The sequence below is a fragment of the Pararobbsia alpina genome (assembly GCF_965118125.1).
In the GTDB taxonomy this organism is placed as follows: Bacteria; Pseudomonadota; Gammaproteobacteria; order Burkholderiales; family Burkholderiaceae; genus Pararobbsia; species Pararobbsia alpina_A.
The window spans coordinates 3,174,919-3,198,056 of sequence record NZ_OZ221287.1 but is presented as its reverse complement, the minus strand read 5'-3'; the positions used below and the strand labels follow the sequence as shown (position 1 = coordinate 3,198,056).

The 23,138-nt window shown below is 58.7% G+C and carries 14 protein-coding genes, 2 tRNA genes and 3 rRNA genes; 10 read left to right on the top strand and 9 right to left on the bottom strand.

Translation table 11 applies throughout. The annotated features are described in order from the left end of the window. Positions 1 to 59: 59 nt before the first annotated feature. Positions 60 to 521, bottom strand: coding sequence for a hypothetical protein (locus ACMFWR_RS13820; protein ID WP_413192207.1), 462 nt, complete (start codon positions 519 to 521; stop codon positions 60 to 62). Between the two features lie 3 nt (positions 522 to 524). Continuing rightward, entirely contained in the window at positions 525 to 974 is a 450-nt protein-coding gene (locus ACMFWR_RS13815; RefSeq protein ID WP_413192206.1) for a hypothetical protein, read from the bottom strand. A 402-nt stretch (positions 975 to 1,376) separates the two neighbouring features. Here ACMFWR_RS13815 and otsA point away from each other — a divergent pair, with 402 nt between their 5' ends. From otsA to rrf, 7 genes are all read left to right on the top strand, one after another. Further along, a complete protein-coding gene (gene otsA, locus ACMFWR_RS13810) occupies positions 1,377 to 2,777 on the top strand; it encodes an alpha,alpha-trehalose-phosphate synthase (UDP-forming) (RefSeq protein ID WP_413192205.1) in 1,401 nt (466 codons plus the stop codon). Positions 2,778 to 2,985: 208 nt separating this feature from the next. Beyond that, positions 2,986 to 4,143 (top strand): iron-containing alcohol dehydrogenase, encoded by a 1,158-nt coding sequence (locus tag ACMFWR_RS13805; protein WP_413194895.1) that lies wholly within the window; start codon positions 2,986 to 2,988, stop codon positions 4,141 to 4,143. 691 nt (positions 4,144 to 4,834) lie between these two features. Then, positions 4,835 to 6,365: ribosomal RNA gene (locus tag ACMFWR_RS13800) — 16S ribosomal RNA — on the top strand. 63 nt (positions 6,366 to 6,428) lie between these two features. Further along, positions 6,429 to 6,505, top strand: a tRNA-Ile gene (locus ACMFWR_RS13795). Positions 6,506 to 6,577: 72 nt separating this feature from the next. Beyond that, positions 6,578 to 6,653, top strand: a tRNA-Ala gene (locus ACMFWR_RS13790). A 327-nt stretch (positions 6,654 to 6,980) separates the two neighbouring features. Continuing rightward, positions 6,981 to 9,859: ribosomal RNA gene (locus tag ACMFWR_RS13785) — 23S ribosomal RNA — on the top strand. A 123-nt stretch (positions 9,860 to 9,982) separates the two neighbouring features. Then, positions 9,983 to 10,095 (top strand): 5S ribosomal RNA (rrf, locus tag ACMFWR_RS13780). Together the 16S, 23S and 5S rRNA genes with 2 tRNA genes alongside form the textbook arrangement of a ribosomal RNA operon. Before the next feature lie 690 nt (positions 10,096 to 10,785). Here rrf and ACMFWR_RS13775 read toward each other — a convergent pair. Continuing rightward, complete coding sequence (locus ACMFWR_RS13775; protein WP_413192204.1) at positions 10,786 to 13,956, bottom strand: EAL domain-containing protein; 3,171 nt, start codon at positions 13,954 to 13,956, stop codon at positions 10,786 to 10,788. Positions 13,957 to 14,398: 442 nt separating this feature from the next. Here ACMFWR_RS13775 and ACMFWR_RS13770 point away from each other — a divergent pair, with 442 nt between their 5' ends. The 3 genes from ACMFWR_RS13770 (at position 14,399) to ACMFWR_RS13760 (ending at position 16,823) form a co-directional block, all read left to right on the top strand. After that, a complete protein-coding gene (locus ACMFWR_RS13770; protein WP_413192203.1) occupies positions 14,399 to 15,382 on the top strand; it encodes an MDR family oxidoreductase in 984 nt (327 codons plus the stop codon). Between the two features lie 142 nt (positions 15,383 to 15,524). Further along, complete coding sequence (locus ACMFWR_RS13765) at positions 15,525 to 15,947, top strand: DUF305 domain-containing protein (RefSeq protein WP_413192202.1); 423 nt, start codon at positions 15,525 to 15,527, stop codon at positions 15,945 to 15,947. 471 nt (positions 15,948 to 16,418) lie between these two features. Then, the gene (locus ACMFWR_RS13760) at positions 16,419 to 16,823 is read left to right on the top strand and encodes a DUF302 domain-containing protein (RefSeq protein WP_413192201.1); all 405 of its coding nucleotides are present in this window, start codon (positions 16,419 to 16,421) and stop codon (positions 16,821 to 16,823) included. Here the strand turns inward: ACMFWR_RS13760 and ACMFWR_RS13755 are convergent. The 6 genes from ACMFWR_RS13755 to ACMFWR_RS13730 form a co-directional block, all read right to left on the bottom strand. After that, positions 16,801 to 17,694: a helix-turn-helix domain-containing protein gene (locus ACMFWR_RS13755; RefSeq protein WP_413192200.1), complete on the bottom strand. Its 894-nt coding sequence runs from the start codon at positions 17,692 to 17,694 to the stop codon at positions 16,801 to 16,803. The two genes, ACMFWR_RS13760 and ACMFWR_RS13755, sit on opposite strands and share 23 nt — an antisense overlap. Before the next feature lie 261 nt (positions 17,695 to 17,955). Next, complete coding sequence (locus ACMFWR_RS13750) at positions 17,956 to 18,681, bottom strand: amino acid ABC transporter ATP-binding protein (protein ID WP_413192199.1); 726 nt, start codon at positions 18,679 to 18,681, stop codon at positions 17,956 to 17,958. Beyond that, positions 18,678 to 19,355, bottom strand: a complete 678-nt coding sequence (gene gltK / locus ACMFWR_RS13745; RefSeq protein WP_413192198.1) for a glutamate/aspartate ABC transporter permease GltK — start codon at positions 19,353 to 19,355, stop codon at positions 18,678 to 18,680. The genes ACMFWR_RS13750 and gltK overlap by 4 nt, the downstream gene beginning before the upstream one ends. Then, complete coding sequence (locus ACMFWR_RS13740) at positions 19,355 to 20,101, bottom strand: amino acid ABC transporter permease (RefSeq protein ID WP_413192197.1); 747 nt, start codon at positions 20,099 to 20,101, stop codon at positions 19,355 to 19,357. Before ACMFWR_RS13740 ends, gltK begins: the two co-directional genes overlap by 1 nt. Before the next feature lie 86 nt (positions 20,102 to 20,187). Continuing rightward, positions 20,188 to 21,087 carry a glutamate/aspartate ABC transporter substrate-binding protein gene (locus tag ACMFWR_RS13735; RefSeq protein WP_413192196.1) on the bottom strand — a complete coding sequence of 300 codons (900 nt, stop codon included), beginning with the start codon at positions 21,085 to 21,087 and terminating at the stop codon, positions 20,188 to 20,190. Between the two features lie 187 nt (positions 21,088 to 21,274). Beyond that, the gene (locus ACMFWR_RS13730) at positions 21,275 to 23,116 is read right to left on the bottom strand and encodes a monovalent cation:proton antiporter-2 (CPA2) family protein (protein WP_413192195.1); all 1,842 of its coding nucleotides are present in this window, start codon (positions 23,114 to 23,116) and stop codon (positions 21,275 to 21,277) included. Positions 23,117 to 23,138: the final 22 nt, after the last annotated feature.

The following is a 23,138-nucleotide window of genomic DNA, read 5'->3' as shown; positions in this document are numbered from 1 at the left end:
GCGCGGTTAAGCCGCAATACGGAAGCAGATGCCAGCGACCGAGGTCACCGGCGTAGCGATCAGCGAGACGCGGCGGGGCGTTGCGTAGCTTTGTCTGGCGTCGGGTTGTTGACTATTGGCGCGGGCAAATTTGGCGCCTGCGGAAGACGGATGCGCAATTCATTGATCGCGCGCTTGAGTTCAGCAGTTGCAACGCCGACGTCGTGCCCTGTGCCGTAAGTGGCTGCCGAGTTCGAGGTCATCGTATGGTTGATGACGATCATCGTCACACCCAGCGATAGAGTTGCTAGAAAAATCCAAAAGCGCACGCCATTCAGGTCGGCTTTCAGCTCGCAGCGCGATTTCGATTGCTCAACTTCGAGTTTGGAAACTCGCTTGTCGAGGTCGCCGATCAAAGAGTGCTGGTCGACGCGAAGGCTCTCGATCTTCGCGGTGAGCCTGTCGAAATGGGCATTCTCTCGCGTTTCGATAGTGCGCAGTCGCGCCTCGAATTCTGCGCGCGACACAGTATCCGGTGTCATACGTTATTCCTGGTGAATTGCTGCGTTTGGGATGGGGCGTTGGTCGCTGTTCGTGCTCACGGCGTTCTTGTTGCGTGTCTCGCTTAGAGGAACGGCAGATGCGGATTGCGTGCGCGAATCGTTCACTCGAGAAGCTGCTTGCATGCCGGAGTCGAAAAACGTTTTCATGTTTGAAAGCATCGACGCGTTGATGCTTGCGACGCCAAGGACGGTCGTTACAGTCGTGCCGAGTAGCCAATAGCGCATGGTTTTGTTGTCGTCCTTGATTTCGCCGACGTCCTTCTTCATGTTCGCGATATTGAGGTCCACACGCTCCTCGACTTGATGCAACCTCTCTTGGAACGCTTCGTCGCGGCCTTTTTGGTGCTCTAGGTAAGCGTCGAACTTTGATCCGAGGCGCGTCTCGACGGCGTTCAGATGCGCGTCGAATTCATAACGGGTGACTGCAGTCATCGTGTTCCTCTGCCAATGTATGTGGACGTAGAAGGCGGGCAATCAGGGGCGTGCATTCGAGCAAGCGGTGAGTTCATCTCTTGCCGCCGTCGTACCGCTCCCCTTGCAACCAAAAAGTGCGGGGCCGTCCCATGTCTTCGCCCCGCAGTGAATAAAACGATATCGCGCAAATCACTCCGAATGTTCCCTGCCAGGCGGTAATTCAAGCTCGACGAAGGTCAGTTTTTTCCGACCCAAAAGGATGGTCGGCAGTGTTGACTGATCGCCTGTCGGAGCGCGTTTGAAACCATGTGGAAAACACATTCTGGTGTCTAGGAATAAACTAACGGGGCGATCAGAACTCTCTGATGAGGAGGGCGCGGCGTCGCAAAGCCGATTCCTGTAGTCCATCAGAGGGAGCTCATGCCTAGACTTGTCGTGGTATCGAACCGAACGGCCGACTTACGCAAACCTGCAGCTGGAGGGCTCGCTGTTGCGCTCGGCGAAAGCCTTCAGCAAATGGGTGGCCTGTGGTTCGGGTGGAGCGGGAAGATCATCGAAAACGGCGAGGCCGCTCACTACGAGGATGACACTGCGGAGTCGGGTGTCGAGACGCAACGCGTCGGCAAAGTCACCCTTGCCACGATCGACCTCACGCGCGCTGACCACGACGCGTACTACCTCGGTTATTCGAACGACGTGCTCTGGCCGGTCTTTCACTACCGGCTCGATCTGGCGAATTTCGATGTGCGTTTTGCGACGGGCTACAAGCGCGTCAATCAGATGTTCGCGCGCAAGCTGATGCCGCTTCTTAAACCCGACGATCTGGTCTGGGTCCACGATTACCATCTGATTCCGCTCGCTTCAGAGCTGCGCGCGCTAGGGTGCAAAAACCGTATCGGTTTCTTCTTGCATATCCCCATGCCGCCGCCGCTGATCATGGCGGCCATCCCTGAACATGAGTGGCTGATGCGATCGCTGTTCGCTTTCGATCTCGTTGGATTTCAAAGTCAGGCGGACCTGTTGCACTTCTGCCATTACGTGGAGGCGGAGGCTCACGCCAAGGCGCTGGGAGATGGCTACTTCACTGCGTTCGATCGCGTGGTGCGTGCCGCGGCCTTTCCGATTGGCATCGACGTCGACGAGTTTCAGCGTCTTGCGCAGACGAAGGACGGCATCGACATGTTCAATCGTATGCGTGACGAATATTCCCGGCGCAAGCTGCTCGTCGGCGTCGATCGTCTCGATTATTCAAAGGGGCTGCCGCACCGGATCAACGCGTTTCGCGAACTGCTCGAGCACTATCCCGAGAATCGAAAAAGCGCGACGTTGATTCAGATCGCATCGCCGAGTCGCGAGGATGTGGAAGCCTACGGCGACATACGCAGGCAGATGGATAGCTTATGCGGTGCAGTCAATGGAGATTTCGGCGAACTGGACTGGATGCCGGTTCGTTATATCCATCGCAATGTGGCGCGCAAGCGCCTGCCGGGTTTGTTTCGCGCGAGCCGGGTGGCCCTCGTCACGCCGCTTCGCGATGGTATGAATCTCGTCGCGAAGGAGTTTATTGCGGCTCAGGACGAAGAGGATCCCGGCATGCTGGTGTTATCACGGTTCGCAGGTGCGGCCGAGCAACTCACCGACGCGTTGCTGGTCAATCCCTATGACGCGCAAGGCACCGCGCATGCGATTCAGAAGGCGTTGACGATGCCGCTCAACGAGCGACGCAATCGCCATACGCGCTTGCTCAAGAAAATCCGTGAGCAGGATATCCACTGGTGGACAGCCAGATTTCTCGATACCCTTCGAGAAGAGCATCAGTAAGAAAAGCATCAGTCAATATTAAAAGCGGGCGATCGGCCGCCGTGAATGAAGACGTAGTCCCCTGTCGCCTCCGCAGTCTGATGCGGTGCGGCGCGAATGGGGCGGATATGTCAGCTGGCGGAGCCGATCAATCCCAGGAGACAACCCGGTACCGTCTCGCAGTCATGGTGTCGACGGAACCGGATGCATGGACGCAGGCACGATGACTATCAATTCCTTTCGCTTCCAGACGGTGCCCACCGTCATTGTCGAATTCGGTGCGGCACGCCGGCTGGGCGCATTGCTTCGCGATGCATTTCCGAAGGAGACGCGCATCGGCGTAGTGACCGATGGTTTTCTTCATCGCAGCGGGATGCTGGCACCCGCGCTGACGGACCTCGCTGCCCATGGCTGGCACGTGACGGTGATCGATGACGTGGTGGCTGATCCGCCCGAGCATGTCGTGGTCGAGGCGACGGGCCTTGCGCGCACGGCGCGCGTCGAGGTCGTGCTGGGCCTCGGCGGTGGTTCGTCGATGGATGTGGCCAAGCTGCTCGCCGTGTTGCTGGCGACCGATCAGCCGCTCAAGGAGATGTACGGAGTAGGGAAGGTCCGCGACAAGCGCCTGCCACTCGTGCTGATGCCGACCACGGCGGGAACGGGCTCGGAAGTCACGGCGGTGTCGATCGTGACGACCGGCGAGACAACCAAGATGGGCGTCGTGTCGCCGCAGCTCTACGCGGATCTCGCGGTGCTCGATGCGGAATTGACGATCCCGCTGCCTCGAGCTGCAACGGCGGCCACCGGCATCGATGCGATGGTCCATGCGATCGAGGCATACACGTCGGCCCGTCTGAAGAATCCGGTGTCCGATATGTTCGCGATGCGCGCGCTCGAACTGTTGTCGTCGCACTTGCTGTTCGCATGCGACCGGCCCGACGATCGCGATGCACGCGAGGCGATGTTGCTCGGCGCCATGCTGGCCGGTCAGGCATTTTCGAATGCACCCGTCGCCGCGGTGCATGCGCTTGCCTATCCGGTCGGCGGGATCTTTCATGTGGCACATGGCTTATCGAACTCGCTCGTTCTGCCGCATGTGTTGCGCTTCAACGCACCTGTCGCGGCGACCTTGTATGCCGATCTTGCGCGAATTGTGTCGCCCGCCGCGCAGGGGAGTGACGAGGCGCGGACGGCAGCCTTGATCGCGCGCATCGACGAGATGGTCACGGCGACCGGTATTCCTCGTCGTCTGCGTGAGGTCGGTGTTGGCGAGTCGGATCTCGAGCGGATGGCGAGTGACGCCATGCTGCAGACGCGTCTGCTGGTCAACAATCCTCGAGAGGTCAGCGAGGCAGACGCGCTGGCGATCTATACGGCAGCGTATTGAGGCGCAGGAAGCGGGCGGGTTGCGCATCGTCGGCGCCACGAGCGTCGGATCGGGCTGGCGGAGGAGCGTCGAAGATTGTTCGCGCTGAGACGGTCGAACCGTGTCACGTTGTCTCGTGAAGTCCGGATGCCGACGATCACAATGAATACCGGCATCACTCTCCGTCTGAGTGCGTGAAACGGTGGCGCAAAAATAATTTACGTCACCCGCTTGTCATTCCCGAATGAAGGGAATAAGATTCGCCTCCTCGTTGCACAACGCAGGTTTCGCAGAGCAGGACGCGAAGTTGGGCAGTGCGGCGGGAAGCGTTATCTGGCAAGGGTTTCAAGCCGATAACGCAGTCAACGAAGTGAAGCGAAAGCAAAAAAACTTGTTGACGAAACGAAGTGAGGTGTACATAATCTCGCTTCTCTGCTGCAAACGCAGCGACGCAGAAAACGCAGTGAAGTTTGAGCGGATTTTGCGAACGATCTTTAAAAATCTACAGCCGATAAGTGTGGGCGCTTGATAAGCGATGCACCGTCGGATCAGCGGATCGGTCTTCGGACTGGTGTTGTTCTGATTGACGGCATAGCAAAGGTATTTATCAAGTCTCACACTCTGTAAAAGGTAAGTTTTGATTCATCGAAACTTGTCAGCACATTGAGTGAGCGACCGGTTCTTAATTGAACCGAAAACAGTAACAGGTATTGAACTGAAGAGTTTGATCCTGGCTCAGATTGAACGCTGGCGGCATGCCTTACACATGCAAGTCGAACGGCAGCACGGGGGTAACCCTGGTGGCGAGTGGCGAACGGGTGAGTAATACATCGGAACGTGTCCTGTAGTGGGGGATAGCCCGGCGAAAGCCGGATTAATACCGCATACGATCTACGGATGAAAGCGGGGGATCGAAAGACCTCGCGCTATAGGGGCGGCCGATGGCGGATTAGCTAGTTGGTGGGGTAAAGGCCTACCAAGGCGACGATCCGTAGCTGGTCTGAGAGGACGATCAGCCACACTGGGACTGAGACACGGCCCAGACTCCTACGGGAGGCAGCAGTGGGGAATTTTGGACAATGGGCGAAAGCCTGATCCAGCAATGCCGCGTGTGTGAAGAAGGCCTTCGGGTTGTAAAGCACTTTTGTCCGGAAAGAAAACGTTCTAGCTAATATCTGGAGCGGATGACGGTACCGGAAGAATAAGCACCGGCTAACTACGTGCCAGCAGCCGCGGTAATACGTAGGGTGCGAGCGTTAATCGGAATTACTGGGCGTAAAGCGTGCGCAGGCGGTTTGTTAAGACGGATGTGAAATCCCCGGGCTCAACCTGGGAACTGCATTCGTGACTGGCAAGCTAGAGTATGGCAGAGGGGGGTGGAATTCCACGTGTAGCAGTGAAATGCGTAGAGATGTGGAGGAACACCGATGGCGAAGGCAGCCCCCTGGGCCAATACTGACGCTCATGCACGAAAGCGTGGGGAGCAAACAGGATTAGATACCCTGGTAGTCCACGCCCTAAACGATGTCAACTAGTTGTTGGGGATTCATTTCCTTAGTAACGTAGCTAACGCGTGAAGTTGACCGCCTGGGGAGTACGGTCGCAAGATTAAAACTCAAAGGAATTGACGGGGACCCGCACAAGCGGTGGATGATGTGGATTAATTCGATGCAACGCGAAAAACCTTACCTACCCTTGACATGTACGGAACCCTGCTGAGAGGTGGGGGTGCTCGAAAGAGAGCCGTAACACAGGTGCTGCATGGCTGTCGTCAGCTCGTGTCGTGAGATGTTGGGTTAAGTCCCGCAACGAGCGCAACCCTTGTCCTTAGTTGCTACGCAAGAGCACTCTAGGGAGACTGCCGGTGACAAACCGGAGGAAGGTGGGGATGACGTCAAGTCCTCATGGCCCTTATGGGTAGGGCTTCACACGTCATACAATGGTCGGAACAGAGGGTTGCCAACCCGCGAGGGGGAGCTAATCCCAGAAAACCGATCGTAGTCCGGATTGCACTCTGCAACTCGAGTGCATGAAGCTGGAATCGCTAGTAATCGCGGATCAGCATGCCGCGGTGAATACGTTCCCGGGTCTTGTACACACCGCCCGTCACACCATGGGAGTGGGTTTTACCAGAAGTGGCTAGTCTAACCGCAAGGAGGACGGTCACCACGGTAGGATTCATGACTGGGGTGAAGTCGTAACAAGGTAGCCGTATCGGAAGGTGCGGCTGGATCACCTCCTTTCCAGAGCTCGCATCAATTGTTGAGCGTTCACGCTTATCGGCTGTAATACGACAGACTGGAAGAGGGTCTGTAGCTCAGTCGGTTAGAGCACCGTCTTGATAAGGCGGGGGTCGATGGTTCGAATCCATCCAGACCCACCACGCTTCCTCAGACGGACAATCCCTCTATGTTTCATCGCGGATTGCCGTGTGAAATCAGTCAAATCAGTACATGGGGGCATAGCTCAGCTGGGAGAGCACCTGCTTTGCAAGCAGGGGGTCGTCGGTTCGATCCCGTCTGCCTCCACCATTAATCTGTAGTCGAGAACGCGGTGATATCGGAGTGAATAACTCGATGTCGCAAGACTGCGTTGTCGACTAGCGATTTACGTGCTGGTCAGTCTTTAGTAGGTTTATATCGATGGTTTTCCATCAATAAATCGGCTGTCGTTCTTTAACAATCTGGAAGAAGAATTTGTCTATTGGAAACACACTTGAGATGGTGTGTGGAAGATAGATGGGTTGTGATTGTATCAAATGTATTTAAGTGATCTTAAAGTCACTTGGAATACGGCAAACGCGAAAACTCAATTCTTATAACGTGGTCTGCTGTTCATGGCAGACATACGCGTTATAGGGTCAAGCGAACAAGTGCATGTGGTGGATGCCTTGGCGATCACAGGCGATGAAGGACGCGGTAGCCTGCGAAAAGTTGTGGGGAGCTGGCAAACGAGCTTTGATCCACAAATGTCCGAATGGGGAAACCCGGCCCTCTTGGGTCATCCATGACTGAATACATAGGTCATGTGAAGCGAACGCGGTGAACTGAAACATCTAAGTAGCCGCAGGAAAAGAAATCAACCGAGATTCCCAAAGTAGTGGCGAGCGAAATGGGATCAGCCTGTACTCTTTATTTGTATTGTTAGCCAAACGCTCTGGAAAGTGCGGCCATAGTGGGTGATAGCCCCGTAGGCGAAAACAGTATGAAAGAACTAGGTGTACGACAAGTAGGGCGGGACACGTGAAATCCTGTCTGAAGATGGGGGGACCATCCTCCAAGGCTAAATACTCGTGATCGACCGATAGTGAACCAGTACCGTGAGGGAAAGGCGAAAAGAACCCCGGGAGGGGAGTGAAATAGATCCTGAAACCGCATGCATACAAACAGTCGGAGCCTGGAAACGGGTGACGGCGTACCTTTTGTATAATGGGTCAGCGACTTACGTTCTGTAGCGAGCTTAACCGAGTAGGGAAGGCGTAGCGAAAGCGAGTCCGAATAGGGCGCATAGTTGCAGGGCGTAGACCCGAAACCGGATGATCTATCCATGGCCAGGATGAAGGTGCGGTAACACGTACTGGAGGTCCGAACCCACTAATGTTGAAAAATTAGGGGATGAGCTGTGGATAGGGGTGAAAGGCTAAACAAATCCGGAAATAGCTGGTTCTCTCCGAAAACTATTTAGGTAGTGCCTCGTGTATCACCTTCGGGGGTAGAGCACTGTCATGGTTGAAGGGTCCATTGCGGATTACTTCGCCATAGCAAACTCCGAATACCGAAGAGTGCAATCACGGGAGACAGACGTCGGGTGCTAACGTCCGACGTCAAGAGGGAAACAACCCAGACCGCCAGCTAAGGTCCCCAAGATTGGCTAAGTGGGAAACGAAGTGGGAAGGCTAAAACAGTCAGGAGGTTGGCTTAGAAGCAGCCACCCTTTAAAGAAAGCGTAATAGCTCACTGATCGAGTCGTCCTGCGCGGAAGATGTAACGGGGCTAAGCCAGTCACCGAAGCTGCGGATGCGTGCTTGCACGCATGGTAGGAGAGCGTTCCGTAAGCCTGCGAAGGTGCCTTGTAAAGGGTGCTGGAGGTATCGGAAGTGCGAATGCTGACATGAGTAGCGATAAAGGGGGTGAAAGGCCCCCTCGCCGTAAGCCCAAGGTTTCCTACGCAACGTTCATCGGCGTAGGGTGAGTCGGCCCCTAAGGCGAGGCAGAAATGCGTAGCTGATGGGAAGCAGGTTAATATTCCTGCACCGTCGTTAGATGCGATGGGGGGACGGATCGCGGAAGGTTGTCCGGGTGTTGGAAGTCCCGGTCGCTGCATTGGAGAAGGCACTTAGGCAAATCCGGGTGCGCAATTCAAGGGTGTGGCGCGAGCTTCTTCGGAAGCGAAGCAATTGGAAGTGGTTCCAAGAAAAGCCTCTAAGCTTCAGTCTAACGAGACCGTACCGCAAACCGACACAGGTGGGCGAGATGAGTATTCTAAGGCGCTTGAGAGAACTCGGGAGAAGGAACTCGGCAAATTGGTACCGTAACTTCGGGATAAGGTACGCCCTTGTAGCTTGATAGGCTTGCGCCTAAAGGGTGAAAGGGTTGCAATAAACTGGTGGCTGCGACTGTTTAATAAAAACACAGCACTCTGCAAACACGAAAGTGGACGTATAGGGTGTGACGCCTGCCCGGTGCCGGAAGATTAAATGATGGGGTGCAAGCTCTTGATTGAAGTCCCGGTAAACGGCGGCCGTAACTATAACGGTCCTAAGGTAGCGAAATTCCTTGTCGGGTAAGTTCCGACCTGCACGAATGGCGTAACGATGGCCACACTGTCTCCTCCCGAGACTCAGCGAAGTTGAAGTGTTTGTGATGATGCAATCTACCCGCGGCTAGACGGAAAGACCCCATGAACCTTTACTGTAGCTTTGCATTGGACTGTGAACCGATCTGTGTAGGATAGGTGGGAGGCTATGAAACCGGAACGCTAGTTTCGGTGGAGCCGACCTTGAAATACCACCCTGGTTTGTTTGCGGTTCTAACCTTGGCCCGTGATCCGGGTCGGGGACAGTGCATGGTAGGCAGTTTGACTGGGGCGGTCTCCTCCCAAAGCGTAACGGAGGAGTACGAAGGTACGCTAGGTACGGTCGGAAATCGTGCTGATAGTGCAATGGCATAAGCGTGCTTAACTGCGAGACTGACAAGTCGAGCAGGTGCGAAAGCAGGTCATAGTGATCCGGTGGTTCTGTATGGAAGGGCCATCGCTCAACGGATAAAAGGTACTCTGGGGATAACAGGCTGATACCGCCCAAGAGTTCATATCGACGGCGGTGTTTGGCACCTCGATGTCGGCTCATCTCATCCTGGGGCTGTAGCCGGTCCCAAGGGTATGGCTGTTCGCCATTTAAAGAGGTACGTGAGCTGGGTTTAAAACGTCGTGAGACAGTTTGGTCCCTATCTGCCGTGGGCGTTGGATATTTGAAGGGGGCTGCTCCTAGTACGAGAGGACCGGAGTGGACGAACCTCTGGTGTACCGGTTGTCACGCCAGTGGCATCGCCGGGTAGCTATGTTCGGAAGAGATAACCGCTGAAAGCATCTAAGCGGGAAACTCGCCTTAAGATGAGATATCCCTGGAGCTTCGAGCTCCTTGAAGGGTCGTTCAAGACCAGGACGTTGATAGGTCAGGTGTGGAAGCGCAGTAATGCGTTAAGCTAACTGATACTAATTGCCCGTAAGGCTTGATCCTATAACACGTGTGTTTGCCCTCCACGTGGACGTGAGTATCGTGTGTTTGCCCGATGCACTCACAACCCAAAATTCTTCTTCTCAGATTGGCTTGGCAGCGATGTCTGCCAGGCAACAAGTCATGCCTGATGACCATAGCGAGTTGGTACCACCCCTTCCCATCCCGAACAGGACCGTGAAACGACTCCACGCCGATGATAGTGCGGGTTCCCGTGTGAAAGTAGGTAATCGTCAGGCTGTTTAACACCAAAAAGCCCTGCTCTATCGAGCAGGGCTTTTTGCTTTTGTGCGCCAAATTCCCTTCCCGATCTAATCGACTGTCACGAGCGCATCGACGGGACTGTATGCCGACGCGGCTTGAACGGGCAGTTGGCCGATGGCGTTCCCCGCTGCAAAGTGCCGAAAGGCGTGAAGCAAGCCCAAAGCGAGTCCCGCGGTTCCCCCACGGATGACCACCGGCGGTTGATGATCCACTGAAACGCGAGCCAAGTGGACGTACCCGGTGCTGGCGAGAACACCTGCTGCGATACCTCGAATGGCGTCGATTGCGCAAGACGCCGCTATCCGTGCCGCATACGCAAAGAGGTCGTTATGCTCGACCTCGCTATCGAGCGGATTCAGTATCGGTGCCGTTTCCACAGCCGTCCTGTACGCGAGGACGCATAGCCCCACCCCCGAGACGTTTCTTACGTTAGCGATTCCCCACAACCAGCGGCGAACATCACCGGCAGATTGTGAAACCTGTCGATACACCGGACCCACGATTCGCGCGGCCCACTGTGGTGCTTGATCGGGAAATGAAGCGATGTGTCCGTGAGGCACAGTCGGCTCCTTCAGAGGTCTGGGAAGGCACCGAGTCTGGCACGCGCTTCCATGCGCCGATTGCGCTTTTCGCGCGAAGGAAGCGGCGCGAGTCCGGTTGGAAAATTACGAGACCGATTGGGCATCGACCCACGCACTTAGCTGGGCCGCTGCTAGCGGCTTTGCAAAGAAGTATCCCTGTAACTCGTCGCAGCCCGCGCTGCGGAGAATATCGACTTCTTGCTGCGTCTCCACGCCTTCTGCGACGACGCGGAGTCCAAGCGTGTGACCGAGGCCGATAATGGCGCGCGTGATCGCCAGGTCGGTCGGATCGTCGAGCATGTCATGCACAAACGAGCGGTCGATCTTGAGACGATCAAGCGGGAATCGATTCAGGTAATTCAGACTCGAATAGCCGGTTCCGAAATCATCAATCGACAGCTTGACGCCAAGCGCGCGAATCGCAACGAGCTTGGGCAAGTAGCTCTCGACGCTGTGCATCAGCGTTGACTCAGTGATCTCGAGCTCAAGCATGCCGGGCGCAATCTGGTGCGTTTCGATCGCAAGCCGCAGCGCACCGACCAGGCCATCGTCACGAAGCTGAATGGCCGACAAATTGATCGACACTTGCACTTCGCCCAGACCCTCGGCACGCCACTCGGCCATTTGCCGGCAGGCGCGATCGATGACCCACGCGCCGATCGGAATGATGAGTCGTGTCTCTTCGGCGATCGGGATGAACTGCGAGGGCGGTACATCGCCGAGTTCAGGGCTATGCCAGCGCAACAAGCCTTCGACCCCGACAAGCTGACCTGTGCGGGCATCCACATACGGCTGATAGACCAGCGTGAGCAGGTCGCGATCAAGCGCCTCGCGCAGATGGGCCTCGAGCGTCATGCGATTGCGGACTCGCTCCGTCATGTCAGCCGCAAAGAACTGCGACACATTGCCGCCACTCTCTTTCGCAACGTACATCGCGACATCGGCGTGCTGGAGCAAGTCGTCCATATCTCGCCCGTCGTCGGGGTACATCGCGATGCCGACGCTGCACGACACATGAATGGCCGACCCGTTGACGTCGTGCGGCTCGCGTATCCACGGAATCAGACGCTGATCAACCATGCTCGACACTTCTTCGCGATGCTCGACGCCGTCGAGAATCACGATGAACTCGTCGCCGCCGAGGCGGCTCACTGTATCGTGCGCACGCACGGATCGGGTCAACCGGCTCGCGACCGAACGAAGCAGCGCATCGCCGACATGATGGCCGAGCGAATCGTTGATGTTCTTGAAGCGATCGAGATCGATAAAGAGCACCGCGACGCGTTGTCCGGAGCGTTGTGCGCGTCCGATCGCAACGCCGAGACGTTCGGTACAAAGCGCCCGGTTGGGCAACTCGGTCAAGACGTCGTGATGCGCGAGAAATTCGATCCGCGCTTCGCTCTTCTTCCGATCGCTGATATCGATCGACGTGCAGATGTAGTACGAGACGTCGCCTTGCTTTTCCCGCACGACACTGATCATCAACCACGCCGGATATTCATCGCCGCTGCGTTTGCGAATACGTGTCTCGCCTTGCCATGCGCCGCGGCGAGCGGCGGAGGCCGCCAGTGAAGCAAACGTGTCGCTGCCCGTTTCATCCGCGACAAGGAAATGAGGATGCGTTCCGATCACGTCGGCCGCGTCATATCCCGTGCTCCTGAAAAACGCAGGATTGACGGTCAACACGCGATGGTCGCTGTCGACAATGAGGATGGCTTCGGACGAACTCTCGAACACTCTGGCCCATAGCTCGAGCCGTTGTTCAAGAAGCTTGAGGTGGCTGATTGGCGCGAATGCCGTGAGGACCGCATCACGGCCGTGAAAGTGCAGACGTCGCGCGGACAGCACCGCCCACGCCGGTTCTTCCGTCGCCTTCCAGCGCACCTCGAATTCATCGACGGCACCACGATCGGACAGTTGTTGAAAGAAGCGCGCACGTACCGCCGAATCCAGTCCCTTTGCCCATGGATCGGTGTGGATCCCATTGAGCCATTGCGCGGCCGGTTGGTTTGCGTGGAGCACCTCGTGCCCGGGGATGGCCGTCACGACCATCGGAAACGGAGTGGCTTCCACGAGTGCGTGCTGCGCCTCAGAGGCGCGGGCCGTAGCCGCGCGTTCCTTCTGAGCTTCGCGTTCGTGATCGAGCTGCTCGAGCATGCCGTTGAATCCGAGTACGAGCCGGCCAATCTCGTCCTGACTATTCCAGCTCGCCCGGAGTGAATGGTCACCTGTACGACGCACGGTCTCCATCACGCGAGCGAGTTTGCGAAGCGGCCTCGCAATCTGTCCTGCCACAAAATAGACCATGCACAAAATGCCGCACAGCAAGGAGAGCGCGGTACCCAGGTGGAGCCACATGCGCATATAGAGCCCATGGACCCGCATCTTGAGTAGCCCGTCGAGTGAGTCGGCCGACGCTTGCCAGCCGCCTTGAATCGCGTCGATGAGGTCACGCTCGGCCATATCGACACGCACCAGGGCTTGGGCGTCGTCATAGCGTGCGTCGACGGCGGCGCGCGCCGCATCGCGATAGGCGTCAACGGCGCTGAACAGGCGAGCCTTCGAAGGTCCGAGCGCACGCTGGAGGCCTGGGTTCGCCGCGACGGCTTCATTCAGGTCTGACTGGAATCCCTGTACGGTTGCGTCAAGCTGACCTTCGAGAATCAGATAGCGTGTGCGCGCCTCATTGCGCTCGACTTGCTGGGAGGCCGATACATGCACCCGTTCGCCGATCCCGTTGGCGACCTGAATCAGCGCCGGATAGCGAAGGATCAGCAACGACATCGTGTAGTAGCTGTCGAGGTCCGGGTCGAGGATAAGGTTGGATTGATTCCCGACACGCGTGATGAGTTCGCGACAGGCGGCGAGGGCTGAATCAACCTTGGGCTGAATCAGGCCACCGGGTTGCACGAGCGTCGAAACGGCTGCGCTGGCATGCCGACTGACGTCGTCGCTGTGCATGTCGGCGCCGTGATCGATCTCGGCGACGTCGAGCGCATGCTGGAAGTTTCTCAGCCGGCTAGCCGCGTCCGTCTGGCCCGCGCCGACCCGCGCAATATCCACGAGCCCGTCGCGTACGGCACCGACATACTGATTCCCGGCAATTTCCTTTTGAGCAAAATCAATCGCAATGTATTTTTCGTGGATCAGAATGCCGCTGATATAAATCACGGCAGTCAGGTCGAGCAAATAAATCAACAGCAATTTGCGGCCGACGCTCAGCCGTGCCAGCAGGCGGACAAAAGGGTTCTGCATGGTTGTTCTACCGGCCATTTCGCGTCGACGCATCACGAATGCGATAAATAGGGCGCCAATACAATTGACGCGCCGGTATCCGATACGGTTCGTCAGGTATTTTCGATTTGCTCTGAGTATAAGGCGGACAAAATTCGTCGCCCCTCTGGGGGTATAACGACGCAGCGTGATTTTTTATTCAGCGTATTCCTGCGGTTAGAGCACCGGATTTATGGTTGCAAGAGGCGTGCGGTTCGCCGCGGGCAGCCCCTTTAGCGCGGACAGGAGAGGCCAAAGCGAGAGGCGGTGAGCGGTTCAGGCAAGAGGGTCGTCGCAGGACGCCGTACATTCGTCTCGAATTCCCGAGCGAGGTGTCGCGCGCGATTGCCGGTGTCGGCGTAATCTGTGCGCTGCCTGGCGCAGCGGATTCCTGATGCGCCTTGACCCTTTGGAGACAGACGCGATGTTCAAGGCGATCGTGCTCGAAAAAACGGATGCCGGCACGCAGGCGGAACTCCGGGATCTCGACGATGCTTCGTTGCAGCAGGGCGATGTGACAGTCGATGTCGACTATTCGACGCTCAACTACAAGGACGGACTCGCGATTACCGGAGCAGGGCCCGTGGTGCGCCAGTTCCCGATGGTCCCGGGTGTCGACTTTGCCGGGCGTGTTGCCGAGAGCAACGACACGCGCTTCAAGCCGGGCGATGCGGTCGTTCTCAATGGATGGGGCGTCGGGGAATTGCACTGGGGTGGGCTCGCACAACGCGCGCGCGTGTCGGCGGACTGGCTGATGCCGATGCCGGCGGGGATGGACGGCGCGCAGGCGATGGCAATCGGCACGGCCGGCTACACGGCGATGCTTTGCGTACAGACGCTCGAGCGGCATGGCTTGAAACCCGGCGACGGCGAAATCATTGTCACGGGCGCGAACGGCGGGGTCGGCAGTATCGCGATCATGATCCTGGCCACTCGCGGGTACCGCGTTGTCGCATCGACGGGACGTATGGAAGAGCGTGATCGCCTGATGGCGCTTGGCGCGCAGGATGTCGTGGACCGTGCAACGTTGACCGCACCCGGCAAGCCGCTCGCAAAGGAGCGCTGGGCGGGGGCGGTCGACAGCGTCGGAAGCCATACCCTGGCCAATGTGTGCGCGAGCATGCGTCGCGGAGGCGTAGTCACGGCGTGCGGTCTGGCGCAGGGCATGGATTTTCCTGCGACTGTCGCGCCGTTCATCTTGCGCGGCGTCACGCTGGCAGGCGTCGACAGTGTCTATCAGCCGATGGCAGCGCGTATCGCCGCATGGGAGGCGCTCGCCGAGCCCGACCTGCTTGCGCAACTGGTCGGCAACACGCGCGAAATCGGGCTGGCCGAGGCGATCGATGCCGCGCGGGATTTGCTCGCGGGACGGATCGCCGGGCGATTGCGAGTCAACGTCCGCCGTTGATTGCAAGGACGGCTCCGACGGGAGCGTCGACACCAGGCGGCCTATGCCATCGGCAGCGCTCGTCCCGAATCACATTGCCGTGACATCGTCCGGCTCGTTATGATCTGTCGCACTGGTCACCCTGAATCCCGGAGTCACTTCGATGAATCATGTCTTGCTTCGCCGTGTCGTTTCGCTGACTGCCCTGTCGACGATGCTGTGCCTCGCTTCAATCGCTGCGCGTGCCGGTGACAGCGACGCATCGGCCACACAAGGCGCTCCGGCCATGAAGATGTCGATGGATGCCCCGGCCTCGGGAGCGCAAAGCAGCCCGTCGACCGCAGCCTACGAGCAAGGAATGGCCGGGATGATGCAGGGCATGCATGCGCCATACACGGGTGACGCCGACGCCGATTTTGTGTCGCACATGATTCCTCACCACGAAGGTGCGGTGAGCATGGCGCAAGTCGAGCGTGAATACGGCAAGGATCCGGAAATGCGCAAGCTCGCGCTCGACATCATCAAAGCACAGGAAAAGGAGATCGCTCTGATGAAGCGCTGGCAAGCGAAGCACGCTGCCAAGTAACTCTGATGAAGCGCTGGCAAGCAAGGCACGCTGTCAAGTAACTCGCGAAACGTGTGAAGTGTGTCGTCGCGATGTCAGTGTATCTGGCGATGACACACTCGTTCATCGATGTCCGGAACATCGCGTCGTGTGTCGCGACATTGCCGCGGTGGGCACACGTCTTCCTACCCCCGGATACCCAACAAGACCTCAGTGCTCGAAGGGGCGTATGACGGGGGAGAGTTGCGGGCACCCAACGGCGACACGTCGATCCGTCCATTCAAACACCCCTCGCTGGACGCTTGCCCAACGCCGCGCCCGGGCCGTGTATTCGCGGTCGACACCCGGACCGTTTGGAACAGCGACCCATGCGACACGGATCGACGATGAGCGCAACTCTTCACGTGCGTGAATGGATTTCATGGCACGTACGCACAACCCGACCTACAATCCAGCCACGCTGCCGCAGAACGCAGCGGTGAGCTCGCTGCCATGAATGATGAAGATCTTTATACGTGGACAAGCCCGCTCGACGTTCCCAGGACCGTCGAGTTGCTTGTCGACACATTGAACCATATCGGTGCGAAGGTATTCGCCGTGATCGACCAGCAAGCGGAGGCGCGTGCGGTCGGCCTCGACATGCGCGCGCTGACGCTGATCCTGTTCGGCAATCCGCGCGCCGGCACGCCGTTGATGCAGGCGGACCCGACGTGCTCGTTTGATTTGCCGCTCAAACTCCTGATTCATCAGGGCGAAGAGAATCGTGCGATCGTGCAGATGCTTCGGGCGGAAACGTTTGTCAGCCGCTATGACGTGCCCGCGAACGCAGCCGGTGTGTTCACCGGCGCCGCGGGCCTGCTCGAGTCCGCACTCGTCAAGGCTGCGCGCGCATCCTGAACCAGTCGGCCGTCGCGGCGTCTGCAGGGAAAAACGTTTCGATCCGCAGTTCATGCACCGTCACGTCGTGAGGTGTGCCAAGCGTCGTGATGGCCGAAAACAGATTGAGATCGACGCCATCCTTGCGGATTTGCAGCGGCACGAAGGGCAGGGCGTTCGACTCGAGGTTCGGCATACGCGTCGCGGCTTCGATGCCGGGCATCGCAAGCAATGAGTCCAGCAGGACCTGCGCCTCGCTGCCCGGGCCATCGCCCATCGCCTCGCGCTGGATCCAGAGCAGCGCATCGCTGGCCACCCGTTCCCAGTTCAGAAAATGCCGGCGTGCTCCGGCCGGATCGAGCGTGAGCCGGATAACGTTGGCGTCGCCATCGCCCGGCAGCGGCAGATCGGGGTCGAGCTCGAGCAACCACTTGAAGAACATCGAGCCCGGTGCGTTGGTCATCACCAGATTCCAGAGCCGGTCGACCACGATGGCCGGGTAGGGCGTCTGCTGCGCCAGCATAAAGTCGAGCGCTTGCTTGACTGCCGACATCTCGGGGTCCGACAGGCTGCGCTCCTGATACGCCGGTGCAAAGCCCGCGCAAAGCAGCATAACGTTGCGCTGACGAAGCGGGATATCGAGCACCGTGCCCAGGCGCAGGATCAGTTCGCGGCTCGGCTGTGAGCGCCCGCTTTCAAGAAAGCTGATATGACGCTGCGAGATATCGGCTTCCGTGGACAAACGCAGCTGACTCAGACCGCGCTTGTCTCGCCAGTAACGCAGCGCCGACGCGAAGTCGCTGAAATAGCGCTCGTGCGCAAGACGCGAGGGCGCCGCGCGGGCGGGCGTCGGCTTGCTGCGGTCCGAAACAGGGGCGAGCGCGGAAGCCATGGGACGTCTCCTTGAGAATCGAATCGGTATACCGGACGGTCGAGGATGGGTACGCCGCAGTAGCGTAACCCAGTCCGGCCATTGTCGATTTCGAACCTGAAGCGCGTCGATTACCTCAGACGTTATCGCCGTGGCGTGCAAATAAAAAAGCCGGTGTGAAATCCGAACCGCTTCGCGAGCGCTGGACACGGGTCCGGCTTTCGCAGGGCAATTCGGATGACACACCGGCTTGAGGCACTCAGAGGCCCGGATTCGCTGCTCTCAGTGCAGGATCTTGGCCAGGAAGTCCTTCGCGCGGTCCGACTTCGGATTGTCGAAGAACGCATCCTTCTGGTCGTCTTCGACGATCAGGCCGCGATCCATGAAGATCACGCGGTTGGCGACCTTCTTGGCAAAACCCATTTCGTGCGTCACGCACATCATGGTCATGCCTTCCTGCGCGAGTTCAACCATCACGTCGAGCACTTCATTGATCATTTCCGGATCGAGTGCCGAGGTCGGTTCGTCGAACAGCATGGCGATCGGATCCATCGACAGCGCGCGGGCAATCGCCACACGCTGCTGCTGGCCGCCCGACAGCTGACCCGGGAACTTGTCCGCGTGCGCCTTGAGGCCGACGCGGTCGAGCAGCTTGAGGCCCTTCGCGGTGGCTTCATCCTTCGAGCGGCCGAGCACCTTGATCTGCGCGAGCGTCAGGTTTTCGGTGATCGACAGGTGCGGGAACAATTCGAAGTGCTGGAACACCATGCCGACCTTCGAACGCAGCTTCGACAGGTTGGTCCGCTTGTCGGTCAGCGATTCGCCATTGATCGTGATCTCGCCCTTCTGGAACGGCTCGAGACCATTGACCGTCTTGATCAGCGTCGACTTGCCCGAGCCCGACGGTCCGCACACCACGACGACTTCACCTTTTTTGACTTCGGTCGAGCAATCCGTCAGCACCTGGAACTGCCCATACCACTTTGAAACATTCTTGATAGAGATCATCGTGCGACCTTTTTCTGAAGTGCTTTGACGAGATTCGAGGCAATCAGGCAAATCACGAAATAACCCAAACCCGCGACCAGAATCATTTCGACGTTCGTGCCGTCACGATCGCCGATATTGGTTGCGGTACGGAAGAAATCGCCAACCCCGATCACGTAGACGAGCGACGTATCCTGAAACAGCACGATGGCCTGCGTAAGCAGCAGCGGCACCATCGCGCGAAAAGCCTGCGGCAGAATGATCAGACGCATTGCTTGCGCGTAGGTCATGCCGAGTGCGAACGACGCACTGACCTGGCCACGCGGCACGGCCTGGATGCCTGCGCGGATAATTTCCGAGTAGTACGCGGCCTCGAACAACGAGAACGCGACCATCGCCGACACGAGACGGATGTCCGTGGTCGGCGGCACGTGCAGCAAGGACTGCAGCACCTCGGGCACGAGCAGGTAGAACCACAGCAGCACCATCACGAGCGGAATCGAGCGGAACAGCGTGACATAGGCCTTCGAGAACGAAGCCAGTGAACGCACACCCGAAAGTCGGATCACCGCGAGGATCGTGCCCCACACAATGCCGAACACGATCGCCAGCGCGGTGATCTGCAGCGTGATGATCATGCCGGCCCACAGCGCGGGCAGCGCGCCCGGCACGCCGGAGAAATTGAATTCGTGCATTACTTGCCTCCGACGTAGCCAGGCAGTCGTGTCTTCTTGTCGACCCAGCGCATAAAGAGCATCACGATGACGTTGATCAGCGCGTAGGCGAGAGTCACCGCGATAAACGACTCATAGGTCTGTGCCGTGTAGTCGACGAGCTGGCGCGCCTGCGCGGACAGTTCGAGCAGACCGATCGTCGACGCAACGGCCGAGTTCTTGAAGATATTGAGAAACTCGGAGGTCAGCGGCGGGACGATGATGCGCAGCGCGACGGGCAACAGCACGAAGCGGTACGTTTGCGGCAGCGTAAAGCCCATGGCGAGGCCCGCTGCGCGCTGACCGCGCGGCAACGCGTTGATCCCCGAGCGGACTTGTTCGCACACCCGTGCGGCCGTGAACAGGCTCAGGCACAGGATCGAGGAGACATAGAACTGCGCAATCGGCGAGAGCCCTTGCTTGAACCAGTCACCCGCAGCACGCGGCAGCAGTTCGGGAATGACGAAATACCAGATGAAGAACTGCACGATCAGCGGAATATTCCGGAAGATCGCGACGTACGTTGTACCGACACCCGACAGGAAGCGATTGGGGACCGTGCGCAACACGCCCATCAGCGTGCCCACCGCGAGCGCGATGATCCACGAGATCAGCGACACGATTACGGTGTTCCAGAAGCCGGAAATCAGCCAGCCGAGATACGTCGTCGGCTCGCCGGTCGAGACGGGAGCGAGAAATATCGCCCAATTCCAGTGGTGACCACCCATGACAAAACTCCAAAAAGAAACGGAAGAAGCTCGCGTACGCCGCTCCTTCCGTTTCTGTCAAACATCCGTTGACGGATTCAGTCCGATTACTCGATCGGCTTGTCGTTCGGATTCTTGTAGAGCGCCTTGATGTCGTCGCTTTCCGGGAAGTTCAGGTTCAGGCCCTTCGGCGGGATCGGCGATTCGAACCACTTCTTGTAGATCTGATCGGCTTCGCCCGACGTTTCGACCTTGGCGATCGCTTCGTCGACGACCTTCTTGAATTCGGGGTCGTTCTTGCGCAGCATGCAGCCGTAGGCTTCATGCGATTGCGGTGCGCCGACGATCACGAAATCGTTCGGGTTGTTCGACTTGGCACGCTCGCCGGCGAGCAGTGCATCGTCCATCATGAACGCCGTCGCGCGGCCGGTCGACAGCGTCAGGAACGACTCGCCGTGATCCTTCGCGCTGATGATGTTCATGCCCATGTTCTTGTCCTGGTTCATCTTGCGCAGCAGACGTTCCGAGGTCGTACCAGCGGTCGTGACGACCGTCTTGCCCTTGAGGTCCGGGAAGTCCTTGATGCCCGAATCCTTCTTGGTCATCAGGCGCGTGCCGATCACGAAAATCGTGTTCGAGAAGGCGACCTGTTGAGCGCGCTCGGCGTTATTCGTCGTCGAGCCGCATTCCATGTCGATCGTGCCGTTGGTCAGCAGCGGAATGCGGTTTTGCGAGGTCACCGGCGTGAGCTTGACCTGCAGGTTCGGCTTGTTGAGCTTGACCTTGACGGCTTCGACGACCTTCAGCGCGAATTCCTGCGAATAGCCGATCACGTTCTGCTTGTCGTCGTAGTACGAGAACGGAATCGACGATTCGCGGTGACCCAGCGAGATCACGCCGGTCGAATTGATGCGGGCGAGCGTGCTGTCATCTGCATGCGCTTGCGTGACGGCGCCCAGCGCGAGCACGCCGGCGATAAACGCGGCCTTCCCCAGTTTCGAATGCATAAAAACCTCTGACAAATAGTTCGAATTGTGACGGCCGGGCTGCGCGGGCATCTCCGCTGCCCTTGCGGCTCTCGGGCAGAATGACTCGATCTGACCCTATCAGCGCCCATACTTTCCGGGCCCGGCTCGCTCTGGGTCGGCAGCATACCCGAACCGAGTGTCCGTTGTCAGCCTTGTAAAAATCGGATCAAGGCGCACCGAGATCGGCGCCTTGTTCATCCTTCATTTCCTGCAAGTCGGCGGCGAGCAATTCGTTCATACGTGCACTGGTTTCCCGCGTGGCGACCACGTAGCGTTCCTCGTCGCGCCACACGGTGGCGAGGGCGCGGAACATTTCCTCATCATGCACCCGGAACAGGCGGCGCGCGCGGGCGGCAAGGTGATCTTCGAAGCCGAGGCTCTTGAGCGCCTCTTCGCCGAGCTTGAGCCCGCCCTCGAACGTTTCGCGCTCGACGATATCGGCGCCCTTGTCGAGCAACCGGTACGCATGGCGCCGATCGTAGGCGCGCGCGAGGATTTTCAGATGCGGGAAATTGCGCGTGGCGATTTCGACGAGCTTTTCGGCTGCGTCCCGATCGTCGATCGCGACGACGAGCAGTTTCGCGTCGGCTGCACCGGCTGCGCGCAACAAGGCGAGCCGCGTGGCATCGCCATAGTTCACGCGCCGGCCCATGCGCCGCACGAGAGCGACTTGCTCGGCACTCGCTTCGAGCGTCGAGGTCCGGAAACCGTTGACGACGAGCAGGCGCCCGACGATCTGACCGAAGCGGCCAAAGCCGGCGATCAGCACATCGGGCCGCATATCGAACGCTTCGTCTTCGGGCGCGGGTCCGGCCGCCGCCTTGGGCCGTGCGCAAATCCGTTCGAATGCGATCAGGGCGAGGGGCGTCAGCGCCATCGACACCGCAACGCCGACCGTCGCGAGCGCGGCGATGTCCGCGGTGACGATGCCGGCCACGGACGCGACCCCGAGCAGCACGAAGGCGAATTCACCGCCTTGCGACAGCGCCACGCCCACCTGGGCTGCGGTGCGTGAATCCGAACCCGAAAGGCGGGCAATGCCGAAGATCACGAGCGCCTTGACGATCATGACGCCGGGCACCACGGCGGCCAACAGCAACGGATGATGCGCGACGAGCGCGAGATTCACGCTGGCGCCGATCGAAATAAAGAACAAGCCCAGCAATAAACCTCGAAACGGTTCGATATCCGCTTCGATTTCGCGCCGGAACTCGCTCTCGGCCAGCACGACACCGGCGAGAAACGCGCCGAGTGCGGCCGACTGCCCGACGGCTTGCATCAGCAGCGCGACTGCGACGACGAGCAGCAATGCAGCCGCTGTGAAAATTTCCCGTTGTCGCGCATTGGCAATAAACCGGAAGACCGGCCGCATCAGGAAGTGGCCGACGACGACGATCAGCAACACGGCGGCGAGCACGCCCAGCGCGCGGACCCAGGCCGGGTCGTCCGCGAACACGCCGTGATGGATCGGCGCTGCATTGCCGCCATGCGAAGCGGCGAGCAAGGGCACCAGTGCGAACATCGGAATGATCGACAAGTCCTGAAACAACAGGATCGCGAACGACGCCGTGCCCGTCGCCGTCTGCCGGAGGTGTCGCTCTTCAAGTGTCTGCAGGACGATGGCGGTCGACGACAGCGCAAGGATGAATCCGAGTGCGAAGGACTCCTGCCAGAACAAGCCGAATGCGAGGCCCAGTGCGCCGAGCACGGCGCCGCTCACGACGACTTGCGCGCCGCCGAGACCAAAAAACGCCTTGCGCATGCCCCACAGGATCGACGGCCGGACTTCGAGGCCGATCAGGAACAGCATGATGACGACGCCGAACTCGGCGAAATGCAGCACGCTCTGCTGATCGGCGACGAGACCGATTGCGTAAGGGCCGATGACGGTGCCGGCGATCAGGTAGCCGAGCACGGAGCCCAGCCCGAGGCGTGTGGCAATCGGGACGGCGATCACGCCGGCGGTCAGATAGATGACCGCGTTCTCCAGCAAGCTCGCGCCTTCCATGAATCGGAGATCCTGTTAACTA

Coding starts and splice junctions, on each gene's coding strand:
- ACMFWR_RS13820 (WP_413192207.1), bottom strand. CDS start 521: ATGACACCGGATACTGTGTCGCGCGCAGAATTCGAGGCGCGACTGCGC.
- ACMFWR_RS13815 (WP_413192206.1), bottom strand. CDS start 974: ATGACTGCAGTCACCCGTTATGAATTCGACGCGCATCTGAACGCCGTC.
- otsA (WP_413192205.1), top strand. CDS start 1,377: ATGCCTAGACTTGTCGTGGTATCGAACCGAACGGCCGACTTACGCAAA.
- ACMFWR_RS13775 (WP_413192204.1), bottom strand. CDS start 13,956: ATGCAGAACCCTTTTGTCCGCCTGCTGGCACGGCTGAGCGTCGGCCGC.
- ACMFWR_RS13770 (WP_413192203.1), top strand. CDS start 14,399: ATGTTCAAGGCGATCGTGCTCGAAAAAACGGATGCCGGCACGCAGGCG.
- ACMFWR_RS13765 (WP_413192202.1), top strand. CDS start 15,525: ATGAATCATGTCTTGCTTCGCCGTGTCGTTTCGCTGACTGCCCTGTCG.
- ACMFWR_RS13760 (WP_413192201.1), top strand. CDS start 16,419: ATGAATGATGAAGATCTTTATACGTGGACAAGCCCGCTCGACGTTCCC.
- ACMFWR_RS13755 (WP_413192200.1), bottom strand. CDS start 17,694: ATGGCTTCCGCGCTCGCCCCTGTTTCGGACCGCAGCAAGCCGACGCCC.
- ACMFWR_RS13750 (WP_413192199.1), bottom strand. CDS start 18,681: ATGATCTCTATCAAGAATGTTTCAAAGTGGTATGGGCAGTTCCAGGTG.
- gltK (WP_413192198.1), bottom strand. CDS start 19,355: ATGCACGAATTCAATTTCTCCGGCGTGCCGGGCGCGCTGCCCGCGCTG.
- ACMFWR_RS13740 (WP_413192197.1), bottom strand. CDS start 20,101: ATGGGTGGTCACCACTGGAATTGGGCGATATTTCTCGCTCCCGTCTCG.
- ACMFWR_RS13735 (WP_413192196.1), bottom strand. CDS start 21,087: ATGCATTCGAAACTGGGGAAGGCCGCGTTTATCGCCGGCGTGCTCGCG.
- ACMFWR_RS13730 (WP_413192195.1), bottom strand. CDS start 23,116: ATGGAAGGCGCGAGCTTGCTGGAGAACGCGGTCATCTATCTGACCGCC.